Genomic DNA, 21,041 nt, shown 5'->3' on the forward strand with positions numbered 1-21,041 from the left:
CGGATCGAATCATCGGGCCCTGGGGGAATCAGGCGTCGGGAGCCTGATCTTTCGGTGCATCGACATCATCTTCTGCTGCTACTTCGCCTTCGGTATCCGGGCTCAGTGCGGCTTCTTCTTCAGCTGTGGCTTTCTTGCGCTGCAGCTTTTCCTCTTTCTTCTGCTCCTTGGCCAAGTCTCTCTGACGTTTGGCGAAGGAATAATTGGGTTTGGCCATGGGCGATCCTCTGGGGTCGAAGGTGAGGTTGAGCGGCGCATATTCTGCCCTGTATCGGGGCCGAGCCGTTAGCTGGGTTTTTGTTCGGCCCATTTTGGCTGTACGGACGGTTGCCATTCGTCCAGGGCATCGAGCAGGTTCTGCGCGGATTCGCTCACTTGCAGCATGTCACGATGGGGCGCGCGGACGAAGCCTTCGGCGACGATATGATCGAGAAAAGCGGTGAGCTTGCTGTAGAAACCGTTCACTTCCAACAGCCCCAGCGGTTTGCCGTGATAGCCGAGCTGGCCCCAGGTCCAGACTTCGAACAACTCCTCCAGCGTGCCGAGGCCGCCGGGCAGGGCGATGAAGGCATCGCTGAGTTCAGCCATGCGCGCCTTGCGAGCATGCATGCCGTCCACCACTTCCAGGCGGGTCAGGCCGCCGTGGCCGATTTCCTTGTCCTTCAGGCTTTGCGGGATGATGCCGATGACTTCGCCGCCAGCCGCCAGGGCCGCGTCGGCGACGACACCCATCAGGCCGACGGCCCCGCCGCCGTAGACCAGGGTCAATTTTCGTTCCGCCAACGCCCGACCGAGGGCCTGCGCCGCTTCACGATACGCTGGGTCGGTGCCAGTGCTGGCGCCGCAAAATACACAAACAGACGCGATGGACATGCTTTACTCCGTGGTCAGTCACCGCACCAGAGTAAAGCCTGGCCTATGCTGCGCAAAGGACTTAAACCTCGCGCAGGGGTTTTTCATAGGTGCCACTGGCGCCACAGGCGTAGGCGGCGAGCAAGCTGCATAACAGGCTATTGAAGTTCATGGCGATCGCTCCAGAGGTTGATGGGGCTGATCATAGGGGCGCGTCATACTTATTGCTGGTTGATTATGTCCATCAGGCTGATAGCCTTAAGTTGTATACAATCTTTGACTCAGGTCATAGGAACTTGCCGGAAAATCAGGCAGTCTTTCCCTTTGACGGATTTTTGTTAACCATGCCTTGGAGATTCACGATGTTTGCCAAACTTGTTGCAGTATCCCTGTTGACGCTGGCCAGCAGCCAACTGATGGCAGCGGAGTGCAAGACCACCATCGACTCGACTGACCAGATGTCCTTCAACACCAAGGCCATCGAGATCGACAAGAGCTGCAAGACGTTCACCGTTGAGCTGACGCACTCGGGCAGCTTGCCGAAAAACGTCATGGGCCATAACTGGGTGCTGAGCAAAGAGGCCGATATGCAGCCGATCGCCACCGATGGCCTCGCTGCCGGTATCGACAAGAACTACCTCAAGGAAGGTGATGCGCGCATCATCGCCCACACCAAGCTCATCGGGGCCAAGGAAACCGACTCGGTGACCTTCGACGTGTCGAAACTCGATGCCGCTGAAAAATACGGCTTCTTCTGCTCGTTCCCGGGCCATATCTCGATGATGAAGGGCACCGTTACGCTGAAGTGATCAATTTCAGGTACAAAAAAGCGCCCCATGCAGGGCGCTTTTTTGTGCCAGGCAACCGCTCCTTGTGGGAGCGAGCTCGCTCGCGATGGCGGCAGCACATCCAACATCAATGCAAACTGACCCACCGCTATCGCGAGCAAGCTCGCTCCCACAGAGCCCACAGAGCCCACAGAGATTGCCGGTCACGGGGCGTAAGGCATCACCCGCTTGTGCTCGGTCTTGCGGTAGGTCTCGCAAATGATCCTGGCCGCCTCTTCGCGAATCGGTTGGCCATGCAGGAACGCATCGATCTCGGCGTAGGTCACCCCGTGGGAGGCTTCATCCGGCTTGCCTGGCGACAGGTCTTCAAGATCGGCGGTGGGGACTTTTTCCACCAGCGATTCCGGCGCGCCAAAGTCACGGGCGATGGCCCGGACCTGGTTTTTCACCAGGCCGCTCAACGGCGCCAGGTCGCAGGCGCCGTCACCGAACTTGGTGAAGAACCCCATGACCGCTTCGGCCGCATGGTCAGTGCCGATCACCAGGCCCTGCTCGGCCCCGGCGATGGTGTATTGCGCCACCATGCGCATCCGCGCCTTGGTATTGCCCAGCACGAAGTCCCGCGAGACCGCCGCCTTGCCTTCGAACGCGGCGACTTGCTCGGCCAAGGCCTTGACCGCCGGGCCAATATTGACGGTATGGCGCTCGTCGGGATCGATGAAGTCCACACAGGCCTGTGCTTCGTGCTCGTCGAACTGGGTGTCGTACGGCAGGCGCACGGCGATGAACTTATAGGCCGCGTTGCCGGTTTTCTCCCGCAGTTCGCGCATGGCACGTTGGGCCAGCAGCCCGGCGGTCAGCGAGTCGACGCCACCGCTGATGCCCAGCACGAGGGACTTGAGCCCGGAATTGACCAGGCAATCCTGGATAAAGCTCACTCGCCGGGCGATTTCGGCCTTGAGGTCGGCGTCATGGGCGAACGGTGGCTGGACCTTGAGCTGTTCAGCAATCTCACGCTGTACGGCTTGCATGAATTCACTCCTTGCTTGATGTATCAAAGGGCGGCAGGTACTTGGAAAACGTGTCGCATGTAGGCGACGAAATTCGGGTCCTTGCAGTGGGTCTTGCCGGGCTCGTCTGAAATCTTGGCCACGGGTTGCCCGTCACAGCTGATCATTTTAAGCACGATGCTCATGGGCTCGACACCCGGAATGTCGCAGGTCAGGTTGGTGCCAATACCGAAGCTGACATTGATGCGACCACGCAATGCCCGAAAAATCTCCAGGCATTTGGGCAGTGTCAGGCTATCGGAGAACACCAGGGTCTTGCTCATCGGGTCGATGCCGAGCTTGTGGTAGTGGGCAATGGCTTTTTCGGCCCAGATCACCGGGTCGCCGGAGTCATGGCGCAAACCGTCGAACAGCTTGGCGAAGAACAGATCGAAATCCTTGAGGAAGGCGTCCATGGTGATGCAGTCGGTCAGGGCGATCCCCAGCAGGCCCCGGTACTCGCGCACCCAGCAATCGAGGGCGGCGATCTGGCTGTCGATCAGTCGCGGGCCCAATTGCTGGTGGGCCATGATCCACTCATGGGCCATGGTGCCCAGGGGTTTCATGTCCAGCTCCCGGGACAGGTGCACGTTACTGGTACCGACGAAACGCCCGGGGAAATCATGCTTGAGCACGTTGACCACTTCTTCCTGGACGCGGAAGGAAAACCGCCGACGGGTGCCGAAATCCGCGACTTGCAGTTCGGACAGCTCCTCGGCGCTGGCGTTGGCGCTCAGCCAGTCGAACTTGCGATACAGCTGCTCGCGGGCCTGCTCCAGGACGATTTCACGGTAGCGATAGCGATTGCGCACTTCGCTGACAATGGCCAGCAGCGGCACTTCGAACAGAATCACGTGCAACCAGGGCCCGCGCAGGCGGATGAACAGCTCGCCGTTGTCGATGCCGGTGTGGACGTAGCGCAGGTTGAAGCGAAACAGGCCCAGGAACCGCAGGAAGTCCGGTTTGAGAAAACTGATACGTTCCAGGAAGCCCAACTGGTCGGCGCTCAGGCTCAGCTCCGCCAGGCGCTCGATCTGGAAGCGGATCTCCGCCAGATACGGACGCAGGTCTTCGCTGTTGCGGCAACGAAACTCCCACTCGACTTCGACGTTGGGGTAGTTGTGCAGCACCGCCTGCATCATCGTCAGTTTGTAGAAGTCGGTGTCGAGCAGGTTCTGCACGATACGATCGGCAAATACGCTCTCGCTCATAGGGTTCTCCTGACAGGCCGCTGCGGCGGGCAGCGGGGTGCGGCGGTTTGGGATGAGGGGGTTAGTGGCGCATAACCTGGGTGGGGATTGCCAGTGATTTTTGGTCACCGGTTCTTCTCTGGCAAGGTATCTTTCTGTGGCGAGGGAGCTTGCTCCCGCTCGGGTGCGCAGCGCCCGCATGGAAAAGGGCCGCTTCGCGCCCCAGCGGGAGCAAGCTCCCTCGCCACAGGGTTTGGTGCTGGCTGCTGCTATTGCGGCATATCAGGGCTATCGAGCTGTTCCAGCATCCACTCCACGAAAAGCCGCACCTTGGGCACTTCCGCCGAATGTTCCGGGTAGGCCAAGTAGTAAGCATCGGTGCTCGGCATCGCATGCTGCCAGGGGATGACCAGTTTGCCGTCGGCCAGTTCTTCTTCCACCAGAAACCGCGGCAGCAGGGCGACGCCGCAGCCGACCTGGGCGGCCCGGATGCACATGTAGAAGGTTTCGAAGCGCGGCCCGTGGTAGCTGTGTTCGGTGTGGTAGCCCTGGCTGTCGAACCAGTCATGCCAGGCCTGGGGCCGCGAGGCGTTTTGCAGCAGCACCAGCTCGGCCAGTTGGGTCGGGTCGCTGAAGGCCTGGTCAGGCAGGCTGCCGGGCGCGCAGACCGGCACCAGCTCTTCGTCGAACAGTCTCCGGGATTCGGTGCCAGGGCGTGAGCCCTGGCCGAAGTAGAACGCCAGGTCGCTGCGCCCCTGCTGCAAGTCGTCGGCTTCCTGCTCGCTGCGCAGGTCCAGATGAATTTTCGGATGACGCAACCGCCAGCCCTTCAGGCGGGGCACCAGCCAGCGGGCACCGAAGGTCGGAGGCGTGGAAACACGCAGCACTTCGGTATCGCCACCGTAGGAGCGCAGGTAGTGGGTGGACATCTCCACCTGGGTAAGGATTTTTCGCACTTCCCCCAAGTACAACTCCCCGGCCGGTGTCAGTTGCAAGCGGCGGCGCACACGCCGAAACAGCAGGTGCTGCAACAGTTCCTCGAGCTGGGCGACCTGTTTGCTGACGGCGCTCTGGGTCAGATGGAGTTCTTCGGCGGCACGGGTAAAGCTCAGGTGGCGAGTCACGGCTTCGAAGCACTGGAGTGCGGTAATCGACGGTAAATAGCGCTTATTGAGCATGACGAGGGCCTTTTTTCTTGTTGCTCTATAAATCGAGTCAGGGGCAGCATGAATAAACGGAATGATATCTCGCTTAATGGTCGTTTGTTGGCAAGACTCGGGCCAGCTAAAACTAGAGGCCTGAGCGTACGGTGATGGTCCGTCCGCCAATCTTTTATCGCTCGTTTAGAGGAGTTACCCCATGGTTGCTGCATTGCTTGATCGTCTGGGCGTCAATCCGGCCTTGTACCAGGGCGGCGCACAGCCGGTGCATTCGCCTATCGATGGCAGCCGCATCGGCGCCGTGAACTGGGAAGGCGCCGCTGAAGTCGAGCAGCAGGTCAGCCGTGCCGAACACGCCTTCGACCTGTGGCGCCAGGTGCCGGCCCCGCGTCGCGGCGAGCTGGTGCGTCAATTCGGCGACCTGTTGCGTGAATACAAGGCCGACCTCGGCGAGCTGGTGTCGTGGGAAGCTGGCAAGATCACCCAGGAAGGCCTGGGTGAAGTGCAAGAGATGATCGACATCTGCGACTTCGCCGTCGGCCTGTCCCGCCAGTTGTACGGCCTGACCATCGCCTCCGAGCGTCCGGGCCACCATATGCGTGAATCCTGGCATCCGCTGGGCGTGGTCGGGGTGATCAGCGCCTTCAACTTCCCCGTCGCGGTCTGGGCCTGGAACACCACGCTGGCCCTGGTCTGTGGCAACTCGGTGATCTGGAAACCCTCGGAAAAGACCCCGCTCACCGCCCTGGCGTGCCAGGCGCTGTTCGAACGCGTGCTGAAGAACTTCAGCGACGCACCACCGTACCTGAGCCAGGTGATCATCGGCGGTCGCGATGCCGGTGAAGCCCTGGTGGATGATCCGCGCGTGGCCTTGATCAGCGCCACCGGCAGCACCCGCATGGGTCGTGAGGTGGCGCCGAAAGTCGCCGCGCGTTTCGCCCGTAGCATCCTCGAACTGGGCGGTAACAACGCCATGATCCTGGCGCCGAGTGCCGACCTCGACATGGCCGTGCGCGCCATCCTGTTCAGCGCGGTCGGCACCGCCGGCCAGCGTTGCACCACCCTGCGCCGGCTGATCGCCCACGAGTCGGTGAAGGAAGAAATCGTCACCCGCCTCAAGGCCGCCTACTCGAAAGTGCGCATCGGCCATCCGCTGGAAGGCAACCTGGTCGGGCCACTGATCGACAAGCACAGCTTCGACGGCATGCAGGACGCGCTGGAGCAGGCCCTGAGCGAAGGTGGGCGCGTGTTTGGTGGCAAGCGCCAGCTCGAAGACCAGTTCCCGAATGCCTATTACGTCTCGCCGGCCATCGTCGAGATGCCCGAGCAGAGTGATGTGGTGCGCCACGAAACCTTCGCACCGATCCTGTACGTGGTCGGCTACAAGGACTTCGCCGAGGCCCTGCACCTGAACAATGCCGTGCCCCAGGGCCTGTCGTCCTGCATCTTCACCACCGACGTGCGTGAAGCCGAGCAGTTCATGTCGGCCGTGGGCAGCGACTGCGGCATCGCCAACGTCAACATCGGCCCGAGCGGCGCGGAAATCGGCGGTGCATTCGGTGGCGAAAAAGAAACCGGCGGCGGTCGCGAGTCCGGCTCCGATGCGTGGCGCGGCTACATGCGTCGCCAGACCAATACCGTGAACTACTCGCTGGAGTTGCCGTTGGCCCAGGGGATTACCTTCGACTGAGGCCGGATCTTCAATTCGTGGAGATCCTTTGTGGGAGCGAGCTTGCTCGCGATAGCGGTCTGTCAGTCACATAGTCATTGAATGTGCCGCCGCTATCGCGAGCAAGCTCGCTCCCACACTGAACAGTGTGATGGTTGGGTTTCTTTTTCGGAGTCTGGCAATGCCGTTACGCGAAGAATGTCTGTGGGAAAAACTGACGCCGCAAAGGCCTGAAAACACTGCCCTCACCGGCGAAATCACGGTGGATGTCTGTGTGATCGGCGCAGGGTTCACCGGGCTGTCGGCGGCGGTGCACTTGCTCGAACAAGGCAAGCGCGTGGCCGTGCTGGAAGCCCATCGGGCTGGGCATGGCGGATCGGGGCGCAACGTCGGCCTGGTGAACGCCGGGCTATGGATCCCGCCGGATGACATCGAGGCCGGATTCGGCGAGGCGGTGGGCAGCCAGCTCAACCGTATGTTGGGAGCCGCGCCGGCCCTGGTGTTCAGCCTCATCGATAAATACAACATCGATTGCCAGTTGCGCCGCGAAGGCACCTTGCACATGGCCCACAACGCCCGGGGCGAAGCCGACCTGCGCAGTCGCGAAGCTCAATGGAAGCGTCGTGGCGCCCCGGTGGAATTGCTCACCGGCCAGGCCTGTGCCGAGGCCACCGGCACCTCGAAAATCGCCGCGGCATTGCTCGACCGCCGCGCCGGCACGCTCAATCCGATGGCCTACACCAGCGGGCTGGCCAAGGCCGCCACGGACCTGGGTGGCCAGTTGTTCGACCATTCGCCGGTGACGCGCCTGGAACGTCAAGGCCAGCGCTGGTCGGTGCAGACCGCCCAGGGTTCGGTACTGGCCGAGCAGGTGGTGATTGCCTCCAATGCCTATACCGAGGGTGACTGGACCGAACTGCGGCGCAATTTCTTCCCGGGTTATTACTATCAGGTCGCGTCCGTCCCGCTGGCCGACGAGGCCGCCCAACGCATTCTGCCGGGCGGGCAGGGCTCGTGGGATACCCGCCAGGTGCTGAGCAGCATCCGCCGGGACAAGGATGGTCGTTTGCTGCTGGGCAGCCTGGGCAACGGCAACCGCAAGCCGACCTGGTTCCTCAAGGCCTGGGCCGACCGGGTGCAGCAACACTACTTTCCTTATCTCAAGCCGGTGGAGTGGGAGTGCACCTGGACCGGTTGCATCGCCTTCACTCCCGATCACTTGATGCGCCTGTTCGAACCCGCTCCCGGGCTGGTGGCCGTGACCGGCTACAACGGCCGAGGCGTGACCACCGGAACGGTGGTCGGCAAGGCGTTCGCCGATTACCTGTGTCACGGTAATGCCCAGGCCCTGCCGATCCCGTTCGCCCCCATGCAGCCACTGGCCGGGGTGGGGTTGCGCAGTTGCCTGTATGAGGCGGGCTTTTCGCTGTATCACGCGGGCCAGTGCCTGCGGATCGTCATTTGAGTGTTGAAAATTGTTGCTGGACGCCGCGTTTTCCGGCGTAGCGTCTAGCCTGTTATGGTGCGGGTTGTAGCAGTCGCGCACCGACAGTGTGCAGTTCGGTGACGTGGGTTGTTACACAGTGGTTGCACGCCGTTTCGCGCGATGGTTGCAATGATGGCTCATGGAAGGTTTTACCCGTTTGGATAAAAGGTTGCACCTTGTGCGGTTTAGACGGTTGCACGCCCCATGAAAAAGGGCCCGAAACAGTCGAAATAACAATAAAGCAGCGACTTTTTTCAGAATAAAAAACCGATGGCACGGCCCTTGCTGTGAGCTTTTCAGTGAAATGAAGTCGCAGTGCCAACTAAAAAAAACCTTGGAGCACCACCTCATGTCCCAGACGTTTTACAAGAAAGGTTTCCTGGCCCTCGCAGTGGCAGCTGCGCTGGGTGTTTCTGCGTTTGCTCAGGCCGACATCAAGATCGGCGTAGCGGGTCCCATGACAGGCGCCAACGCGGCATTTGGCGAGCAGTACATGAAGGGGGCACAGGCCGCGGCAGACGAGATCAATGCCAAGGGCGGCGTGAACGGGGAAAAAATCCTGCTGGTCAAGGGTGATGACGCCTGCGAGCCCAAACAGGCTGTCACGGTGGCCAAGGACCTGACTAACCAGAAAGTGGCGGGCGTTGTCGGTCACTTCTGCTCCTCGTCGACCATCCCGGCGTCCGAGATCTACGACGAAGCAGGCATCATTGCGATCACCCCGGGCTCTACCAACCCTGCTGTGACCGAGCGCGGCTTGAGTGCCATGTTCCGTATGTGCGGTCGTGACGACCAGCAGGGCATCGTTGCCGGCGACTACATCGTCGACGTGCTCAAGGGTAATAAAGTCGTCGTGCTGCACGACAAGGATACTTACGGCCAGGGCCTGGCGGATGCAACCAAGGCCCAGCTCGAGAAGCGTGGCGTGAAGCCGGTGCTGTACGAAGGCCTGACCCGTGGTGAAAAAGACTTCAGCACCATTGTCACCAAGATCCGTGGCGCTGGCGCCGATGTCGTCTACTTCGGTGGCCTGCACCCGGAAGCCGGTCCCCTGGTGCGTCAACTGCGTGAGCAAGGCCTCAAAGACGTCAAGTTCATGTCCGACGATGGCATCGTGACCGACGAACTGGTCACCACCGCTGGCGGTCCGCAATTTGTCGATGGCGTGCTGATGACCTTCGGCGCCGACCCGCGCCTGCTGCCAGACAGCAAGGCCGTAGTGGACGCGTTCCGCGCCAAGGGTACTGAGCCGGAAGGCTACACCTTGTATGCCTACGCTTCGGTCCAGACCCTCGCGGCTGCCTTCAACGGCGCCAAGTCCAACAGTGGCGAAAAAGCGGCTGAGTGGTTGAAGAAAAATCCAGTCAAAACCGTGATGGGCGAGAAGACCTGGGACGCCAAGGGCGACCTGAAAGTCTCCGACTACGTGGTTTACCAGTGGGACAAGGACGGCAAATACCACCAGTTGGAAAAACAGAAGTAAACGCGATCGGCTAGATCCCCCGATTCCTGTGGGAGCGAGCTTGCTCGCGATGGCGGACTGACAGGCGACATCTTTGTTGAATGTCTGTCCGCTATCGCTGGCAGGCCAGCGTCCACAAGGGATGTAGTGTTCTGACTGACATTGCTCCGACGTAAATCTGTATTTTCCTTAGAAGAACCGCACACTCAAGGGTGTGCAGGTTCTCACTGCGTGAGATTGCGTTATGGATGGTATTTTCCTGCAGCAACTGGTCAACGGCCTGACCCTCGGGTCGGTCTATGGCCTGATCGCCATCGGCTACACAATGGTCTATGGCATCATTGGCATGATCAACTTCGCCCATGGCGAGGTTTATATGATCTCTGCGTACCTCGCGGCGATCAGTCTGGCTCTGCTGGCATACTTCGGTATTGAATCCTTTCCCCTGCTGATGCTTGGCACGCTGATCTTCACCATCGTCGTTACGGCGGTGTATGGCTGGGTCATCGAACGTGTCGCCTACAAACCCCTGCGTAACTCCACCCGACTGGCACCGCTGATCAGCGCCATCGGTATTTCACTGATTCTGCAAAACTATGCACAGATCGCCCAGGGCGCCAAGCAACAAGGGGTTCCCACCTTGCTGACGGGAGCCTGGCGCGTTGAAGTCGGCACCGGATTCGTGCAACTGACCTACACCAAGGTCTTCATCCTGGTCGCTGCGTTTGTCGGGATGGGCCTGCTGACCTACGTCATCAAGTACACCAAGCTCGGCCGCATGTGCCGCGCGACCCAGCAAGACCGCAAGATGGCCTCGATCCTGGGGATCAACACCGACCGCGTGATTTCCTACGTGTTCATCATCGGTGCCGCGATGGCGGCCCTGGCTGGCGTGCTGATCACCATGAACTACGGCACGTTCGACTTCTATGCCGGTTTCATCATCGGCATCAAGGCATTCACTGCCGCGGTACTCGGCGGGATCGGCTCACTGCCTGGCGCGATGCTCGGCGGGATCATTCTCGGGATCTCCGAGTCGCTGTTCTCCGGCCTGGTCAATTCGGACTACAAGGACGTCTTCAGTTTCTCGCTGCTCGTTCTCGTTCTGGTCTTTCGGCCTCAAGGCCTGCTCGGCCGTCCTCTTGTGTCGAAGGTGTAAGCGATGTCATCAACCACTAAAAAAACCATTGATCTCAAAAGAAGCCTGGTTGACGCGATTCTTGCCGGCCTTGTCGCCTTGATTGTGTTCGGCCCGATTGTTGGCGTGGTCCTGGACGGCTACGGTTTCAACCTGCAACCGACCCGTGTGGCATGGATTGTCGCCATCGTCATGGCTGGCCGCTTTGCCCTGGGCCTGTTCCTGCAAACGCCCAAGGGCGTGAAAATCCTCGAGGGTTTCGAAAGCACCGGCTCCGGGGTGCACGTACTGCCGCCTGACTACAAAACCCGGCTGCGCTGGATCATCCCGCTGGTGATCGTCATTGCCGTGGTGTTTCCGTTTTTTTCCAACTCGTACCTGCTGGGCGTGGTCATCCTCGGGCTGATCTACGTGCTGCTGGGCCTGGGCTTGAACATCGTCGTCGGCCTGGCCGGACTGCTCGACCTGGGTTACGTAGCGTTCTATGCCATCGGTGCCTATGGACTGGCCCTCGGTTATCAATACCTGGGGCTGGGGTTCTGGACGGTGCTGCCCCTGGCGGCGATCACGGCGGGGCTGGCCGGCTGTATCCTGGGTTTTCCGGTGCTGCGCCTGCACGGTGACTACCTAGCGATCGTGACCCTGGGCTTCGGTGAAATCATCCGGTTGGTCCTCAATAACTGGCTGTCCCTGACTGGCGGTCCCAATGGCATGGCGGCGCCGTTGCCCACCTTCTTCGGCCTCGAACTCGGTAAAAGGGCGAAGGATGGCGGCGTACCGTTCCATGAGTTTTTCGGCATCGCCTACAACCCGGACGTGAAGTACTACTTCATCTACGCGGTGTTGTTCCTCGTCGTGTTGGCCGTGCTGTACATCAAGCATCGCCTGACTCGCATGCCGGTCGGTCGCGCCTGGGAAGCCTTGCGCGAAGATGAAATCGCCTGCCGCTCGATGGGCCTGAACCACGTACTGGTCAAGCTCTCGGCGTTCACTATCGGAGCCTCGACGGCCGGCCTGGCCGGTGTGTTCTTCGCTACGTACCAAGGCTTCGTCAACCCGACATCGTTCACCTTCTTCGAATCGGCCCTGATCCTTGCCATCGTGGTGCTGGGCGGCATGGGCTCGACCATCGGCGTGGTGATCGCAGCCTTCGTGCTGACCGTGGCGCCGGAGCTGCTGCGGGGGTTTGCGGAATACCGGGTGCTGCTGTTCGGCATACTGATGGTGTTGATGATGATCTGGCGCCCGCGTGGCCTGATTCGCATCAGCCGTACCGGTGTGACGCCGCGTAAAGGAGTAGCCCCATGAGCGAAGTCGTACTCTCAGTCGAAAACCTGATGATGCAGTTCGGTGGGATCAAGGCCCTCAGCGACGTCAGCCTGCAGGTCAAGCGCAATTCGATCTTCGCCCTGATCGGCCCCAACGGTGCGGGCAAGACCACGGTGTTCAACTGCCTGACCGGTTTCTACAAGGCCACGGGCGGCAAGATCGAGCTCAACGTGCGCGGCGAGCGGACCAACGTCATCAAGCTGCTGGGCGAAGCGTTTCGCCCCACTGACTTCGTGTCACCGACATCCTTCGCCAGCCGGATGTACTACAAGATGTTCGGCGGTACTCACCTGGTGAACCGTGCCGGCCTGGCGCGGACCTTCCAGAACATCCGCCTGTTCAAGGAAATGTCGGTACTGGAAAACCTCTTGGTGGCCCAACACATGTGGGTCAACCGCAGCCTGCTGGCGGGTATCCTCAACACCAAGGGCTACCGCAAGGCCGAAAGCGATGCGCTGGACCACGCCTTCTACTGGCTGGAAGTGGTGGACCTGGTGGATTGCGCCAACCGCCTGGCCGGGGAGCTTTCCTACGGCCAGCAACGGCGCCTGGAAATCGCCCGGGCCATGTGCACCCGCCCGCAGATCATCTGCCTCGACGAACCGGCCGCGGGCCTCAACCCTCAGGAAACCGAAGCGCTGAGCGCGATGATCCGGCTGCTGCGCGACGAGCATGATCTGACCGTGGTGCTGATCGAACACGACATGGGCATGGTAATGAGCATTTCCGATCACATCGTGGTGCTGGACCACGGCAACGTGATCGCCGAGGGCGGTCCCGAGGCGATTCGCAACGATCCGAAGGTGATCGCGGCCTACCTGGGTGCCGACGAAGAGGAACTGGTATGAGTGGACCTATCCTCGAACTCAAGGAGTTGGACGTGTTCTACGGGCCGATCCAGGCCCTGAAAAAGGTCTCGATGCACATTGGCGAAGGTGAAACCGTGAGCCTGATCGGCTCCAACGGTGCCGGCAAGTCCACGTTGCTGATGTCCATCTTCGGCCAGCCCCGTGCGGCGGGCGGGCAGATCATCTACCAGGGCGTGGACATCACCCACAAGTCGTCGCACTACATTGCCTCCAACGGCATCGCGCAGTCGCCGGAAGGGCGACGGGTATTCCCGGACATGACCGTCGAGGAAAACCTGCTGATGGGCACCATTCCCATCGGTGACAAATACGCCAGCGAAGACATGCAGCGCATGTTCGAGCTGTTTCCACGGCTCAAGGAGCGTCGCAACCAGCGGGCCATGACCATGTCCGGTGGCGAGCAGCAAATGCTCGCCATCGCCCGGGCATTGATGAGCCGGCCCAAGTTGTTGCTGCTCGATGAGCCGAGCCTGGGGCTGGCGCCGATCGTGGTGAAACAGATCTTCGCCACCCTGCGTGAACTGGCGTCCACCGGGATGACCATCTTCCTGGTGGAACAGAACGCCAACCACGCCCTCAGGTTGTCGGACCGGGCCTATGTGATGGTCAACGGTGAAATCCGCCTGACCGGCACTGGCAAGGAACTGCTCGCCAACGAGGAGGTGCGCAACGCGTACCTGGGCGGGCATTGAGGCGGCTGCTGTAATGGAAAAACCGGCGAGAGATCGCCGGTTTTTTTATCTCTTCAAACCACCACCCGCCCTTGTGGGAGCGAGCTTGCTCGCGATGGCGGCAGGTCAGCCGACATCGATGTTGATTGAACCAAAGCTATCGCGAGCAAGCTCGCTCCCACAGGGGGCTTTGTATGTTTTTCACAATTGTGGACAACAATCCTGAGCCCCTGCGAAACCGCGACATAAAGTCGCCGCAAACAGTTGTTTTGTCACGGTTTTGACTTGTCCCCGTTTGCTGTGGAGCTGGCTGTGGGTAACGTGGGAGTAGCTGGCTGCAAGCCTTTGAATCCGTGGCTTGCAGGGCTATGATCGTTTTTTGATCAGGCGTTTTTAGTCAAGCGGGAGCGGCTGTTGTCAACACTTTTATGAGCGCCGGAATGGACGCCAAAGACAGTGGGCAAGCCTGTGGATAAGTCTGTGACTAAACTCTGGAAAGACCGCGCTGAGCGCCGTCGTTACTGGCTTGGAGCCATCGCTCATTTCGCAGTGGCTTATAGCAGATAACTTGCGCTGCACAACCTCACTTGCAGGGTCAAGCGAAAAAAAATTCCAAATACCCCGAAAAGCCTTATGCACAGCGGCCTGCGGGATTTGCACTTGCCCCCGATTACTGTGGACGTGCCTGTGGATAAGGTGCGAGCAACCGGCTGCGGGCCTTGTTGGGCGAGGCTTGGCGTGGATTGGTTGTTTTATGAGCAGCCGTGGGCCAAAAGCTCATGCGCAAGCCTTGCCCCTGGCGTGCCAGGCCGGGCATGCTGTGGGCCGATTTCCATTCAATGGCTTTTGCAGTTCAAACAAGGAGAACACGATGTCTGACACCCTGTTTATCACCGGCGCGACGTCCGGTTTTGGTGAAGCCTGTGCCCGTCGGTTTGCCGAGGCCGGTTGGAAACTGGTGCTGACCGGTCGTCGTGAAGAGCGCCTCAATGCCCTGTGTGCCGAATTGTCGAAGCAGACCGAAGTCCATGGCCTGGTCCTGGATGTGCGTGATCGCAAGGCCATGGAAGAGGCCATCGCCAACCTGCCGCCATCCTTCGCCAAGCTGCGCGGGCTGATCAACAATGCCGGCCTGGCCCTGGGCGTCGATCCGGCCCCCAAGTGCGACCTCGATGATTGGGACACCATGGTCGACACCAATGTCAAAGGGCTGATCTACAGCACGCGCCTGCTGTTGCCACGCCTGATCGCCCACGGCCGTGGGGCCGGGATCGTCAACCTGGGTTCCATCGCCGGCAACTACCCGTATCCGGGCAGCCACGTGTATGGCGCGAGCAAGGCGTTCGTCAAACAGTTCTCCCTGAACCTGCGTTGCGACCTGCAAGGCACGGGCGTGCGGGTGAGCAACATCGAGCCGGGCCTGTGCGAGAGCGAGTTCTCCCTGGTGCGCTTCGGTGGCGACCAGGAGCGCTACAACGCGACTTATGCCGGCGCCGAGCCGATCCAGCCACAGGACATCGCCGATACGATTTTCTGGGTGCTCAACGCCCCGGCACACATCAACATCAACAGCCTGGAGCTGATGCCGGTGAGCCAGACCTGGGCCGGGTTTGCCATCGAGCGCAACAAGGCTTGATGGGTGGACATCTGTGGCGAGGGAGCTTGCTCCCGCTGGGCTGCGTAGCGGCCCCAAAAGCTGACGACTGCTTCGCAGCCGAACGGGAGCAAGCTCCCTCGCCACAGGAGCGTTACGCCAAGTAATCGGCCAGCCCGCGATAGCAGGTCAGCAGGTGATACGGCGTGGTGGACGGCATGTCCCGGCGGCTGACGATGCCGTCGGCGTCCAGGCATTCGTTCCAGCCCTTGGCATGCAGGAAGTGTTGCTGCAAGGCCTGCAATTGACGCAGTAACACTCCCTGCTTGCCAGGGCGTAATGTCAGTGCCCGCAGGTACTCGGCCTGAGCCCAGATGCGTTGGGTGGCATCGCGCGGGCTTGCTTGTGGTTCCTGGTCCAGCATCGCGCACACCGCGCCGGATTCCGGATCGACGCCGCGTTGTTCGGTATGGTCGAAGCTGCGCTCCAGGGCGGTGTGCAGCTTGCCGTTGCGCAACAGCGGCGATGAGGCCAGCAAGTAATACCATTCGAACTGGTGCCCCGGCTCGAACCAGTTATCCACAGCCTTGAGCGGTTTTTCCATCATGACCCGTTGCTGCGGCTCGATGAAATGCTTGGCCATCCCGTCGCACAAGCTCAGCAATGCTTGACGGACGTTGGCGTCTTCGCGGACCGAGAGCGTGGCGAGGAAAGCTTCGGCCAGGTGCATCAAGGGGTTTTGCAGCGGGCCGGAGCCGGTCGTTGACCAATCGCGCTTGAGGCTGGCTTCGTAAAGCCCGTCTGCGCTGGCAAAGCGTTGGGCGATGACCTCCAGGCTGGCGTTGAGCACCGATTCCACCAGCGGTTCGCGGACCTTGTCCCAGTAATGGGCGCAGGCGAACAGGATGAAGGCGTGGGTATAGAGGTCTTTGCCGGTGTCCAGCGGCGCGCCTTGGGGGTCGATGCTGTAGAACCAGCCGCCGTGTTCGGCATCGTGGAAATGCCGTTGCAGCGAGCGGAACAGGGCACTGGCCCGCTCCTCGGCCTGGGGGACTTCGCCAATCAGGCTGGCGAACACATACAACTGCCGTGCACAGGCCATGGCACGGTAGCGCTGGGGCGGCAGCGGCGCATGTCCGGCATCCAGGGATTCATAGGGCAGCGCCAGTTCGGCATTCCAACCCGGGCCTTGCCACATCGGCACGATCACGTCGTGAAAATGCTGACGCACTGTTGCGAACAGGGCGATCAATTCAGGCTGGGGGGCGGGGCGGGAAGCATCAGGCATCGGCGGAAGTCGTCACGGCTGGGGGAGGCGATTGCGCGACATGGTAGCAGAGTGACCGACTCCAGAGAGATGGCGCTTGTAAGTCCGTCATCGCGAGCAAGCTCGCTCCCACAGGGACTGCAAAGTGTGGAGGCAGGCTGGCTCCCACAGGGGCCGGTGCACACCGATCAAAGTGTGGAAGCCCGAACAAACTGTGGGAGCGAGCTTGCTCGCGATGGCGGCCAGGCAGGCGCTAAAGAATCAGCTCGCCAACAACCAAACCCCAGCCCCCGCCGAAGCCGCCCCGGCCAACCTGACCAATGGCGCCGCCGCTTGCGGCAACACCCGCACCAGCACAAAACCTGCGCCATGCAGCGCCGCCGTGGCCGCGACGAAGCCTGCCGCATAGGCCCATGGGCTCGACATGTCCGGCAGTTCCAAGCCATGGGCCACGCCATGGAACAGCGCAAACAGGGCGGTTGCACCGACCGCCAGGCTCAACGGCGGACGCGCCGCCAGTGCCACCGCCAGGCCCAGGGCGAGCACCGAGGCGGCGATGCCGCTTTCCAGCGCTGGCAGGTCCAGACCTTCAAAGCCCAGCAGGCCGCCAAGCAGCATCGTACCGACGAAGGTGCATGGCAGTGCCCAGCGCGCGGCGCCTTGTTGTTGCGCAGCCCACAAACCGACCGCCAGCATCGCCAGCAAATGGTCGAGCCCGCCGATCGGGTGGCCGAGGCCGGCGATCAGCCCGTTGTCGCCGTGGCCGGGGTGAGCGAAGGCCAGGGCCGGGGTCAGCAGCAGGGCGAGGGCGCCGAGAATGCGTTTGAACGTCATGGATAAGCTTCCTTGTTGTCAGTCGAAAAATCAGGCGGCGCTCAGCAGGCCCTGGCGCTCGATGAAGGCGATGATGTCGTCCAGGCCTTGGCCGGTCTTCTGGTTGCTGAACACGAAAGGCTTGCCGTTGCGCATCCGCCGGGTGTCGCTGTCCATCATCTCCAGGGACGCGCCCACCAGGGGTGCCAGGTCGATTTTGTTGATGACCAGCAGGTCGGATTTGCAAATGCCCGGCCCGCCCTTGCGCGGCAGCTTGTCGCCGGCCGAGACGTCGATCACATAGATCGTCAGGTCCGACAGCTCGGGGCTGAAGGTCGCCGACAGGTTGTCGCCGCCCGACTCCACCAGGATCAGGTCCAGGCCCGGGAAGCGCCGGTTCAACTGGTCCACCGCTTCAAGGTTGATCGAGGCATCTTCGCGAATCGCCGTGTGCGGGCAGCCGCCGGTTTCCACGCCGATGATCCGCTCCGGCGCCAGGGCCTCGTTGCGCACCAGGAAGTCGGCGTCTTCGCGGGTGTAGATGTCATTGGTGACCACCGCCAGGTTGTAGCGTTCACGTAGAGCCAGGCACAGGGCCAGGGTCAGGGCGGTCTTGCCGGAGCCTACCGGGCCGCCGATACCGACGCGCAGAGGTTGTGTATTCATGTGTGTCTCCTAGGAACGGAACAGACGGCTGTACTGGCGCTCATGGGCCATGCACGCCAGGGACAGGCCAAACGCGGCGCTGCCGTAATGATCGGGGTCGATGTTCGAGGCGTCGTGCTGGGCCTGTTGCAACAGCGGCAGCAGTTCGCTGGTCAGGCGCTGGGCCGCTTGCTGGCCCAGGGGCAGGGTTTTCATCAGCACCGCCAGTTGGTTTTCCAGCCAACTCCACAGCCAGGCGGCGAGAGCGTCCTGGGGGGCGATCTGCCAGGCGCGGGCGGCCAGGGCCCAGCCCAGCGCCAGATGCGGCTCGCTGCGCTGTTCGAGAAAGCCTCGCGCGGCGTGGTCGAGTTCCGGCAGGCCTGCGAGCAATTGCTGCAGCGAGTAGCCCATCTGCCGGCTCTCCTGATACAGCTCGCGGGTTTCCCGGCTGGCGCGGTGCTCTTCGCAATGTTGCAGCAGCGCGTCCCAATCGTCAGCGGCGGCTGCGGTGCAGTGCGCCAGCAGCAAGGGCGCTTCGAAGCGTGCCAGGTTCAACAGCAATTGATCGCTGATCCAGCGCCGCGCGTCGTCGGGTTTTTTCACCTGGCCATTGTCCACCGCCATCTCCAGCCCCTGGGAATAGCTGTAGCCGCCAATCGGCAGCTGCGGGCTGGCCAGACGCAGCAGCGCCCAGGCCGGGTTCATGTGCGCACGCCAAACTGATGCAGGCGCGGCGCGTAGTTGAAGTCTTCGTCGCCGTGCCGGGAATGATGATGGCCGCCGCCATAGGCACCGTGTTCTGGCTGGAACGGGGCTTCGATGGATTCGACGCTGGCGCCCAGTTGCTCGAGCATTGCCTTGAGCACGTAGTCGTCCAGCAGGCGCAGCCAGCCATCGCCCACTTGCAGGGCCACGTGGCGATTGCCCAGATGATAGGCGGCGCGGGTCAGTTCGAAGGCGTTGGCGCAGGTGACGTGCAGCAATTGTTCGGCGCGGGCGCAGACGCGCACGATGCGCCCGTCTTCGGCCTGCAGGCATTCACCGTCGTACAGCGGCGGCTGGCCTCGTTCCAGGAACAATCCCACGTCTTCACCTTCGGCACTGAAACAGCGCAGGCGGCTTTTGCTACGGGCGTCGAAGGTCAGGTGCAGCTCGGCGTCCCAGCGCGGTTGAGTGTCGATTCTGCGGTGGATCACCAGCATCGGAGTGCTTCCAGCAATGAACGGTGCTGTGTTTAGAGCAAGGGGCTTGCCAATCGAAGAAGGTGTAGGAAATAGCTGGGATGGCGTTTCAGGATGGGGCGGATTGCGTGCCATATTGGTGCGCTGCGGGGTGTTGCGCACCATTTTGCGGCTTGCGCAAAAAAGAATCTGTGGGAGCGAGCTTGCTCGCGATAGCGGTGGGTCAGTCAGCATTGATGCCGCTGACAGACCGCAATCGCGAGCAAGCTCGCTCCCACAGTGGATACATTCGGGGTTATTCGGTACTGCCCAACCCTTGCCAATGTTTGAGGCCAATGAAGATGAACCGCAGTTGCTGGGTAATCTTCGCCTGGGGGGTGAGGTGTTCGGGGAGGGCTTGGGCCGGTGGGTCGATGATGTCCGGCAGGGTGGCGAACACGCTCTTGACGATGAGGTCGGCCATCACGCCCAGGGCGGCCAGGTCCAGGTGCTGCAGCTTGGGCATCAAGGCCAGGTCGGCGGCCAGGTCCGAGCTGATGCCTTCGCGCAATTGGGCGATGGCCTGGCGCACCGGCAGGGAGCCGCCGTATTGCTCGCGGGCCAGGAACAGGAATTGGGATCGGTTGGCTTGCACCACATCGAGAAAGATCCGCACCGACGCATCGATAATGCCGCCCATGACGAACTCGTTGTGGCGTACCAGGCGGATGGTCTCGCGGAAGGTCTGGCCGACTTCGCTGACCAATGCCAGGCCCAGTTGGTCCATGTCTTCGAAGTGCCGGTAGAACCCGGTGGGCACGATGCCTGCCGTCCTGGCGACCTCCCGCAGGCTCAGGCTGCCGAAGCCCCGGCCGCACTCCATCAAATGGCGGGCTGCGTCCATCAGGGCAATTCGGGTCTGTTGTTTCTGTTCGGCGCGGGGCAGCATCGCAAGGCTGACTTCTGATTCACGGGAGCGACGCACTCTAGCAAATCGGCTTTGCCGACGTCGAACGGTAGAGAGGGATCGGGCGGGGAAAACGAGGGGTTTGAAAAGTCAAAAGCCCGATTGCAGGAATCGGGCTTTTTTCTGGGCCACCATGGGCTCAGCTCACTGCACTGTTGCGTTCGATCACGCGGTCACCACCGTCAGCTGCCAAGGTCTGGCCTTGTGGAGTGCGGTCGGAACCGTCAGCTGCCAGGGTCTGGCCTTGTGGAGTGCGGTCGGAACCGTCAGCTGCCAGGGTCTGGCCTTGTGGAGTGCGGTCGGAACCGTCGGCTGCCAAGGTCTGGCCTTGTGGAGTGCGGTCGGATCCGTCAGCTGCCAAGGTCTGGCCTTGTGGAGTGCGGTCGGAACCGTCAGCTGCCAGGGTCTGGCCTTGTGGAGTGCGGTCGGAACCGTCAGCTGCGAGGGTCTGGCCTTGTGGGGTGCGGTCGGAACCACCTTCAACCAGACCTTTTTCTTCCAGCCTGTCACGTCCACCTTCAGCGACGGTCTGGCTGTAGACAGAATGGCTGTCCTTGACCTGTGGCGTGGCTTGTTCGGAAGCTGGCAGTGCGAAGGCGGTAGAGGCCAGCAGAGAAAGTGAAAGACTCATCAGTAATTGGCGTTTCATGATCGTTGCTCCTTGGGAGGGCGATAAAGTGGGTACGAGGGCAATGCTACTCTCGATAAGTCGATATAAAAGTTCATAAAGACAATGGTAATAATCAACGGAATTGATTGTTCTGGGGGAAGGCTCTAGATCGGGCGTTTCCGGGGTGCGGTTTTGCACTGCGGTGGGTATTTTGTACCCATTGGCGCCTCGTAAATGTGCGGGTGCGGTAACGGTTTGTTGGCTGATTGGTCAGGATCCAGGCATTTTTTTGTGCCGTTCATCGGCACCTGTTGGTCGTTTC

General features: G+C 61.2%; 21 protein-coding genes. 9 read left to right on the forward strand and 12 right to left on the reverse strand.

Translation table 11 applies throughout. The features are described 5' to 3' along the window. Nucleotides 1–28 precede the first annotated feature (28 nt). Nucleotides 29–217, reverse strand: coding sequence for a hypothetical protein (locus J4E63_RS23200; RefSeq protein WP_060739407.1), 189 nt, complete (start codon nucleotides 215–217; stop codon nucleotides 29–31). A 68-nt stretch (nucleotides 218–285) separates the two neighbouring features. Beyond that, nucleotides 286–873, reverse strand: coding sequence for a TIGR00730 family Rossman fold protein (locus J4E63_RS23205; protein ID WP_207283471.1), 588 nt, complete (start codon nucleotides 871–873; stop codon nucleotides 286–288). 341 nt (nucleotides 874–1,214) lie between these two features. Between J4E63_RS23205 and azu the strand changes: the two genes are divergently transcribed. Beyond that, complete coding sequence (gene azu, locus J4E63_RS23210) at nucleotides 1,215–1,661, forward strand: azurin (RefSeq protein ID WP_060739405.1); 447 nt, start codon at nucleotides 1,215–1,217, stop codon at nucleotides 1,659–1,661. A gap of 182 nt (nucleotides 1,662–1,843) precedes the next feature. Here the strand turns inward: azu and nadE are convergent, their stop codons facing one another. The 3 genes from nadE to J4E63_RS23225 form a co-directional block, all read right to left on the reverse strand. Further along, on the reverse strand, nucleotides 1,844–2,671 hold the full coding sequence (gene nadE, locus J4E63_RS23215) for an ammonia-dependent NAD(+) synthetase (protein ID WP_207283472.1): 828 nt from the start codon (nucleotides 2,669–2,671) through the stop codon (nucleotides 1,844–1,846). A 23-nt stretch (nucleotides 2,672–2,694) separates the two neighbouring features. After that, nucleotides 2,695–3,900 carry a nicotinate phosphoribosyltransferase gene (pncB, locus tag J4E63_RS23220; RefSeq protein ID WP_060739403.1) on the reverse strand — a complete coding sequence of 402 codons (1,206 nt, stop codon included), beginning with the start codon at nucleotides 3,898–3,900 and terminating at the stop codon, nucleotides 2,695–2,697. Nucleotides 3,901–4,148: 248 nt separating this feature from the next. Continuing rightward, entirely contained in the window at nucleotides 4,149–5,057 is a 909-nt protein-coding gene (locus J4E63_RS23225; protein WP_207283473.1) for a LysR family transcriptional regulator, read from the reverse strand. A 181-nt stretch (nucleotides 5,058–5,238) separates the two neighbouring features. Between J4E63_RS23225 and J4E63_RS23230 the strand changes: the two genes are divergently transcribed. From J4E63_RS23230 to J4E63_RS23265, 8 genes are all read left to right on the forward strand, one after another. Further along, entirely contained in the window at nucleotides 5,239–6,729 is a 1,491-nt protein-coding gene (locus J4E63_RS23230) for an aldehyde dehydrogenase family protein (RefSeq protein WP_092205328.1), read from the forward strand. Between the two features lie 160 nt (nucleotides 6,730–6,889). Beyond that, nucleotides 6,890–8,173 carry an FAD-binding oxidoreductase gene (locus J4E63_RS23235; protein WP_207283474.1) on the forward strand — a complete coding sequence of 428 codons (1,284 nt, stop codon included), beginning with the start codon at nucleotides 6,890–6,892 and terminating at the stop codon, nucleotides 8,171–8,173. 370 nt (nucleotides 8,174–8,543) lie between these two features. Beyond that, entirely contained in the window at nucleotides 8,544–9,677 is a 1,134-nt protein-coding gene (locus J4E63_RS23240) for a branched-chain amino acid ABC transporter substrate-binding protein (RefSeq protein ID WP_207283475.1), read from the forward strand. Between the two features lie 223 nt (nucleotides 9,678–9,900). Continuing rightward, a complete protein-coding gene (locus J4E63_RS23245; RefSeq protein WP_123530813.1) occupies nucleotides 9,901–10,815 on the forward strand; it encodes an ABC transporter permease subunit in 915 nt (304 codons plus the stop codon). 3 nt (nucleotides 10,816–10,818) lie between these two features. Then, a complete protein-coding gene (livM, locus tag J4E63_RS23250) occupies nucleotides 10,819–12,102 on the forward strand; it encodes a high-affinity branched-chain amino acid ABC transporter permease LivM (RefSeq protein ID WP_092175883.1) in 1,284 nt (427 codons plus the stop codon). Next, a complete protein-coding gene (locus J4E63_RS23255; RefSeq protein ID WP_207283476.1) occupies nucleotides 12,099–12,971 on the forward strand; it encodes an ABC transporter ATP-binding protein in 873 nt (290 codons plus the stop codon). The genes livM and J4E63_RS23255 overlap by 4 nt, the downstream gene beginning before the upstream one ends. Beyond that, nucleotides 12,968–13,684 (forward strand): ABC transporter ATP-binding protein, encoded by a 717-nt coding sequence (locus J4E63_RS23260; RefSeq protein ID WP_018606262.1) that lies wholly within the window; start codon nucleotides 12,968–12,970, stop codon nucleotides 13,682–13,684. The genes J4E63_RS23255 and J4E63_RS23260 overlap by 4 nt, the downstream gene beginning before the upstream one ends. 850 nt (nucleotides 13,685–14,534) lie before the next feature. Continuing rightward, complete coding sequence (locus J4E63_RS23265; RefSeq protein WP_072340183.1) at nucleotides 14,535–15,299, forward strand: SDR family oxidoreductase; 765 nt, start codon at nucleotides 14,535–14,537, stop codon at nucleotides 15,297–15,299. A gap of 112 nt (nucleotides 15,300–15,411) precedes the next feature. Here the strand turns inward: J4E63_RS23265 and J4E63_RS23270 are convergent, their stop codons facing one another. From J4E63_RS23270 to J4E63_RS23300, 7 genes are all read right to left on the reverse strand, one after another. Beyond that, nucleotides 15,412–16,545, reverse strand: a complete 1,134-nt coding sequence (locus J4E63_RS23270) for an AGE family epimerase/isomerase (RefSeq protein WP_207283477.1) — start codon at nucleotides 16,543–16,545, stop codon at nucleotides 15,412–15,414. A 240-nt stretch (nucleotides 16,546–16,785) separates the two neighbouring features. Beyond that, nucleotides 16,786–17,358 carry a HupE/UreJ family protein gene (locus J4E63_RS23275; protein ID WP_207283478.1) on the reverse strand — a complete coding sequence of 191 codons (573 nt, stop codon included), beginning with the start codon at nucleotides 17,356–17,358 and terminating at the stop codon, nucleotides 16,786–16,788. A 30-nt stretch (nucleotides 17,359–17,388) separates the two neighbouring features. Then, nucleotides 17,389–18,003 carry an urease accessory protein UreG gene (gene ureG / locus J4E63_RS23280; RefSeq protein WP_060739393.1) on the reverse strand — a complete coding sequence of 205 codons (615 nt, stop codon included), beginning with the start codon at nucleotides 18,001–18,003 and terminating at the stop codon, nucleotides 17,389–17,391. A gap of 9 nt (nucleotides 18,004–18,012) precedes the next feature. Continuing rightward, nucleotides 18,013–18,687: an urease accessory protein UreF gene (locus J4E63_RS23285; protein WP_207283479.1), complete on the reverse strand. Its 675-nt coding sequence runs from the start codon at nucleotides 18,685–18,687 to the stop codon at nucleotides 18,013–18,015. Then, complete coding sequence (gene ureE / locus J4E63_RS23290; protein ID WP_060739391.1) at nucleotides 18,684–19,184, reverse strand: urease accessory protein UreE; 501 nt, start codon at nucleotides 19,182–19,184, stop codon at nucleotides 18,684–18,686. The genes J4E63_RS23285 and ureE overlap by 4 nt, the downstream gene beginning before the upstream one ends. Before the next feature lie 274 nt (nucleotides 19,185–19,458). Beyond that, nucleotides 19,459–20,091 (reverse strand): TetR family transcriptional regulator, encoded by a 633-nt coding sequence (locus J4E63_RS23295; protein WP_060739390.1) that lies wholly within the window; start codon nucleotides 20,089–20,091, stop codon nucleotides 19,459–19,461. Nucleotides 20,092–20,248: 157 nt separating this feature from the next. Next, complete coding sequence (locus tag J4E63_RS23300) at nucleotides 20,249–20,758, reverse strand: hypothetical protein (RefSeq protein WP_207283480.1); 510 nt, start codon at nucleotides 20,756–20,758, stop codon at nucleotides 20,249–20,251. Nucleotides 20,759–21,041: the final 283 nt, after the last annotated feature.

The sequence above is a fragment of the Pseudomonas sp. FW300-N2F2 genome, assembly GCF_017351655.1.
GTDB lineage: Bacteria > Pseudomonadota > Gammaproteobacteria > Pseudomonadales > Pseudomonadaceae > Aquipseudomonas > Aquipseudomonas fluorescens_AA.

Bases quoted from the DNA above. Each gene is read 5' to 3' on its own strand.
- J4E63_RS23200 (WP_060739407.1), bottom strand. From the start codon at position 217: ATGGCCAAACCCAATTATTCCTTCGCCAAACGTCAGAGAGACTTGGCC.
- J4E63_RS23205 (WP_207283471.1), bottom strand. From the start codon at position 873: ATGTCCATCGCGTCTGTTTGTGTATTTTGCGGCGCCAGCACTGGCACC.
- azu (WP_060739405.1), top strand. From the start codon at position 1,215: ATGTTTGCCAAACTTGTTGCAGTATCCCTGTTGACGCTGGCCAGCAGC.
- nadE (WP_207283472.1), bottom strand. From the start codon at position 2,671: ATGCAAGCCGTACAGCGTGAGATTGCTGAACAGCTCAAGGTCCAGCCA.
- pncB (WP_060739403.1), bottom strand. From the start codon at position 3,900: ATGAGCGAGAGCGTATTTGCCGATCGTATCGTGCAGAACCTGCTCGAC.
- J4E63_RS23225 (WP_207283473.1), bottom strand. From the start codon at position 5,057: ATGCTCAATAAGCGCTATTTACCGTCGATTACCGCACTCCAGTGCTTC.
- J4E63_RS23230 (WP_092205328.1), top strand. From the start codon at position 5,239: ATGGTTGCTGCATTGCTTGATCGTCTGGGCGTCAATCCGGCCTTGTAC.
- J4E63_RS23235 (WP_207283474.1), top strand. From the start codon at position 6,890: ATGCCGTTACGCGAAGAATGTCTGTGGGAAAAACTGACGCCGCAAAGG.
- J4E63_RS23240 (WP_207283475.1), top strand. From the start codon at position 8,544: ATGTCCCAGACGTTTTACAAGAAAGGTTTCCTGGCCCTCGCAGTGGCA.
- J4E63_RS23245 (WP_123530813.1), top strand. From the start codon at position 9,901: ATGGATGGTATTTTCCTGCAGCAACTGGTCAACGGCCTGACCCTCGGG.
- livM (WP_092175883.1), top strand. From the start codon at position 10,819: ATGTCATCAACCACTAAAAAAACCATTGATCTCAAAAGAAGCCTGGTT.
- J4E63_RS23255 (WP_207283476.1), top strand. From the start codon at position 12,099: ATGAGCGAAGTCGTACTCTCAGTCGAAAACCTGATGATGCAGTTCGGT.
- J4E63_RS23260 (WP_018606262.1), top strand. From the start codon at position 12,968: ATGAGTGGACCTATCCTCGAACTCAAGGAGTTGGACGTGTTCTACGGG.
- J4E63_RS23265 (WP_072340183.1), top strand. From the start codon at position 14,535: ATGTCTGACACCCTGTTTATCACCGGCGCGACGTCCGGTTTTGGTGAA.
- J4E63_RS23270 (WP_207283477.1), bottom strand. From the start codon at position 16,545: ATGCCTGATGCTTCCCGCCCCGCCCCCCAGCCTGAATTGATCGCCCTG.
- J4E63_RS23275 (WP_207283478.1), bottom strand. From the start codon at position 17,358: ATGACGTTCAAACGCATTCTCGGCGCCCTCGCCCTGCTGCTGACCCCG.
- ureG (WP_060739393.1), bottom strand. From the start codon at position 18,003: ATGAATACACAACCTCTGCGCGTCGGTATCGGCGGCCCGGTAGGCTCC.
- J4E63_RS23285 (WP_207283479.1), bottom strand. From the start codon at position 18,687: ATGAACCCGGCCTGGGCGCTGCTGCGTCTGGCCAGCCCGCAGCTGCCG.
- ureE (WP_060739391.1), bottom strand. From the start codon at position 19,184: ATGCTGGTGATCCACCGCAGAATCGACACTCAACCGCGCTGGGACGCC.
- J4E63_RS23295 (WP_060739390.1), bottom strand. From the start codon at position 20,091: ATGCTGCCCCGCGCCGAACAGAAACAACAGACCCGAATTGCCCTGATG.
- J4E63_RS23300 (WP_207283480.1), bottom strand. From the start codon at position 20,758: ATGAAACGCCAATTACTGATGAGTCTTTCACTTTCTCTGCTGGCCTCT.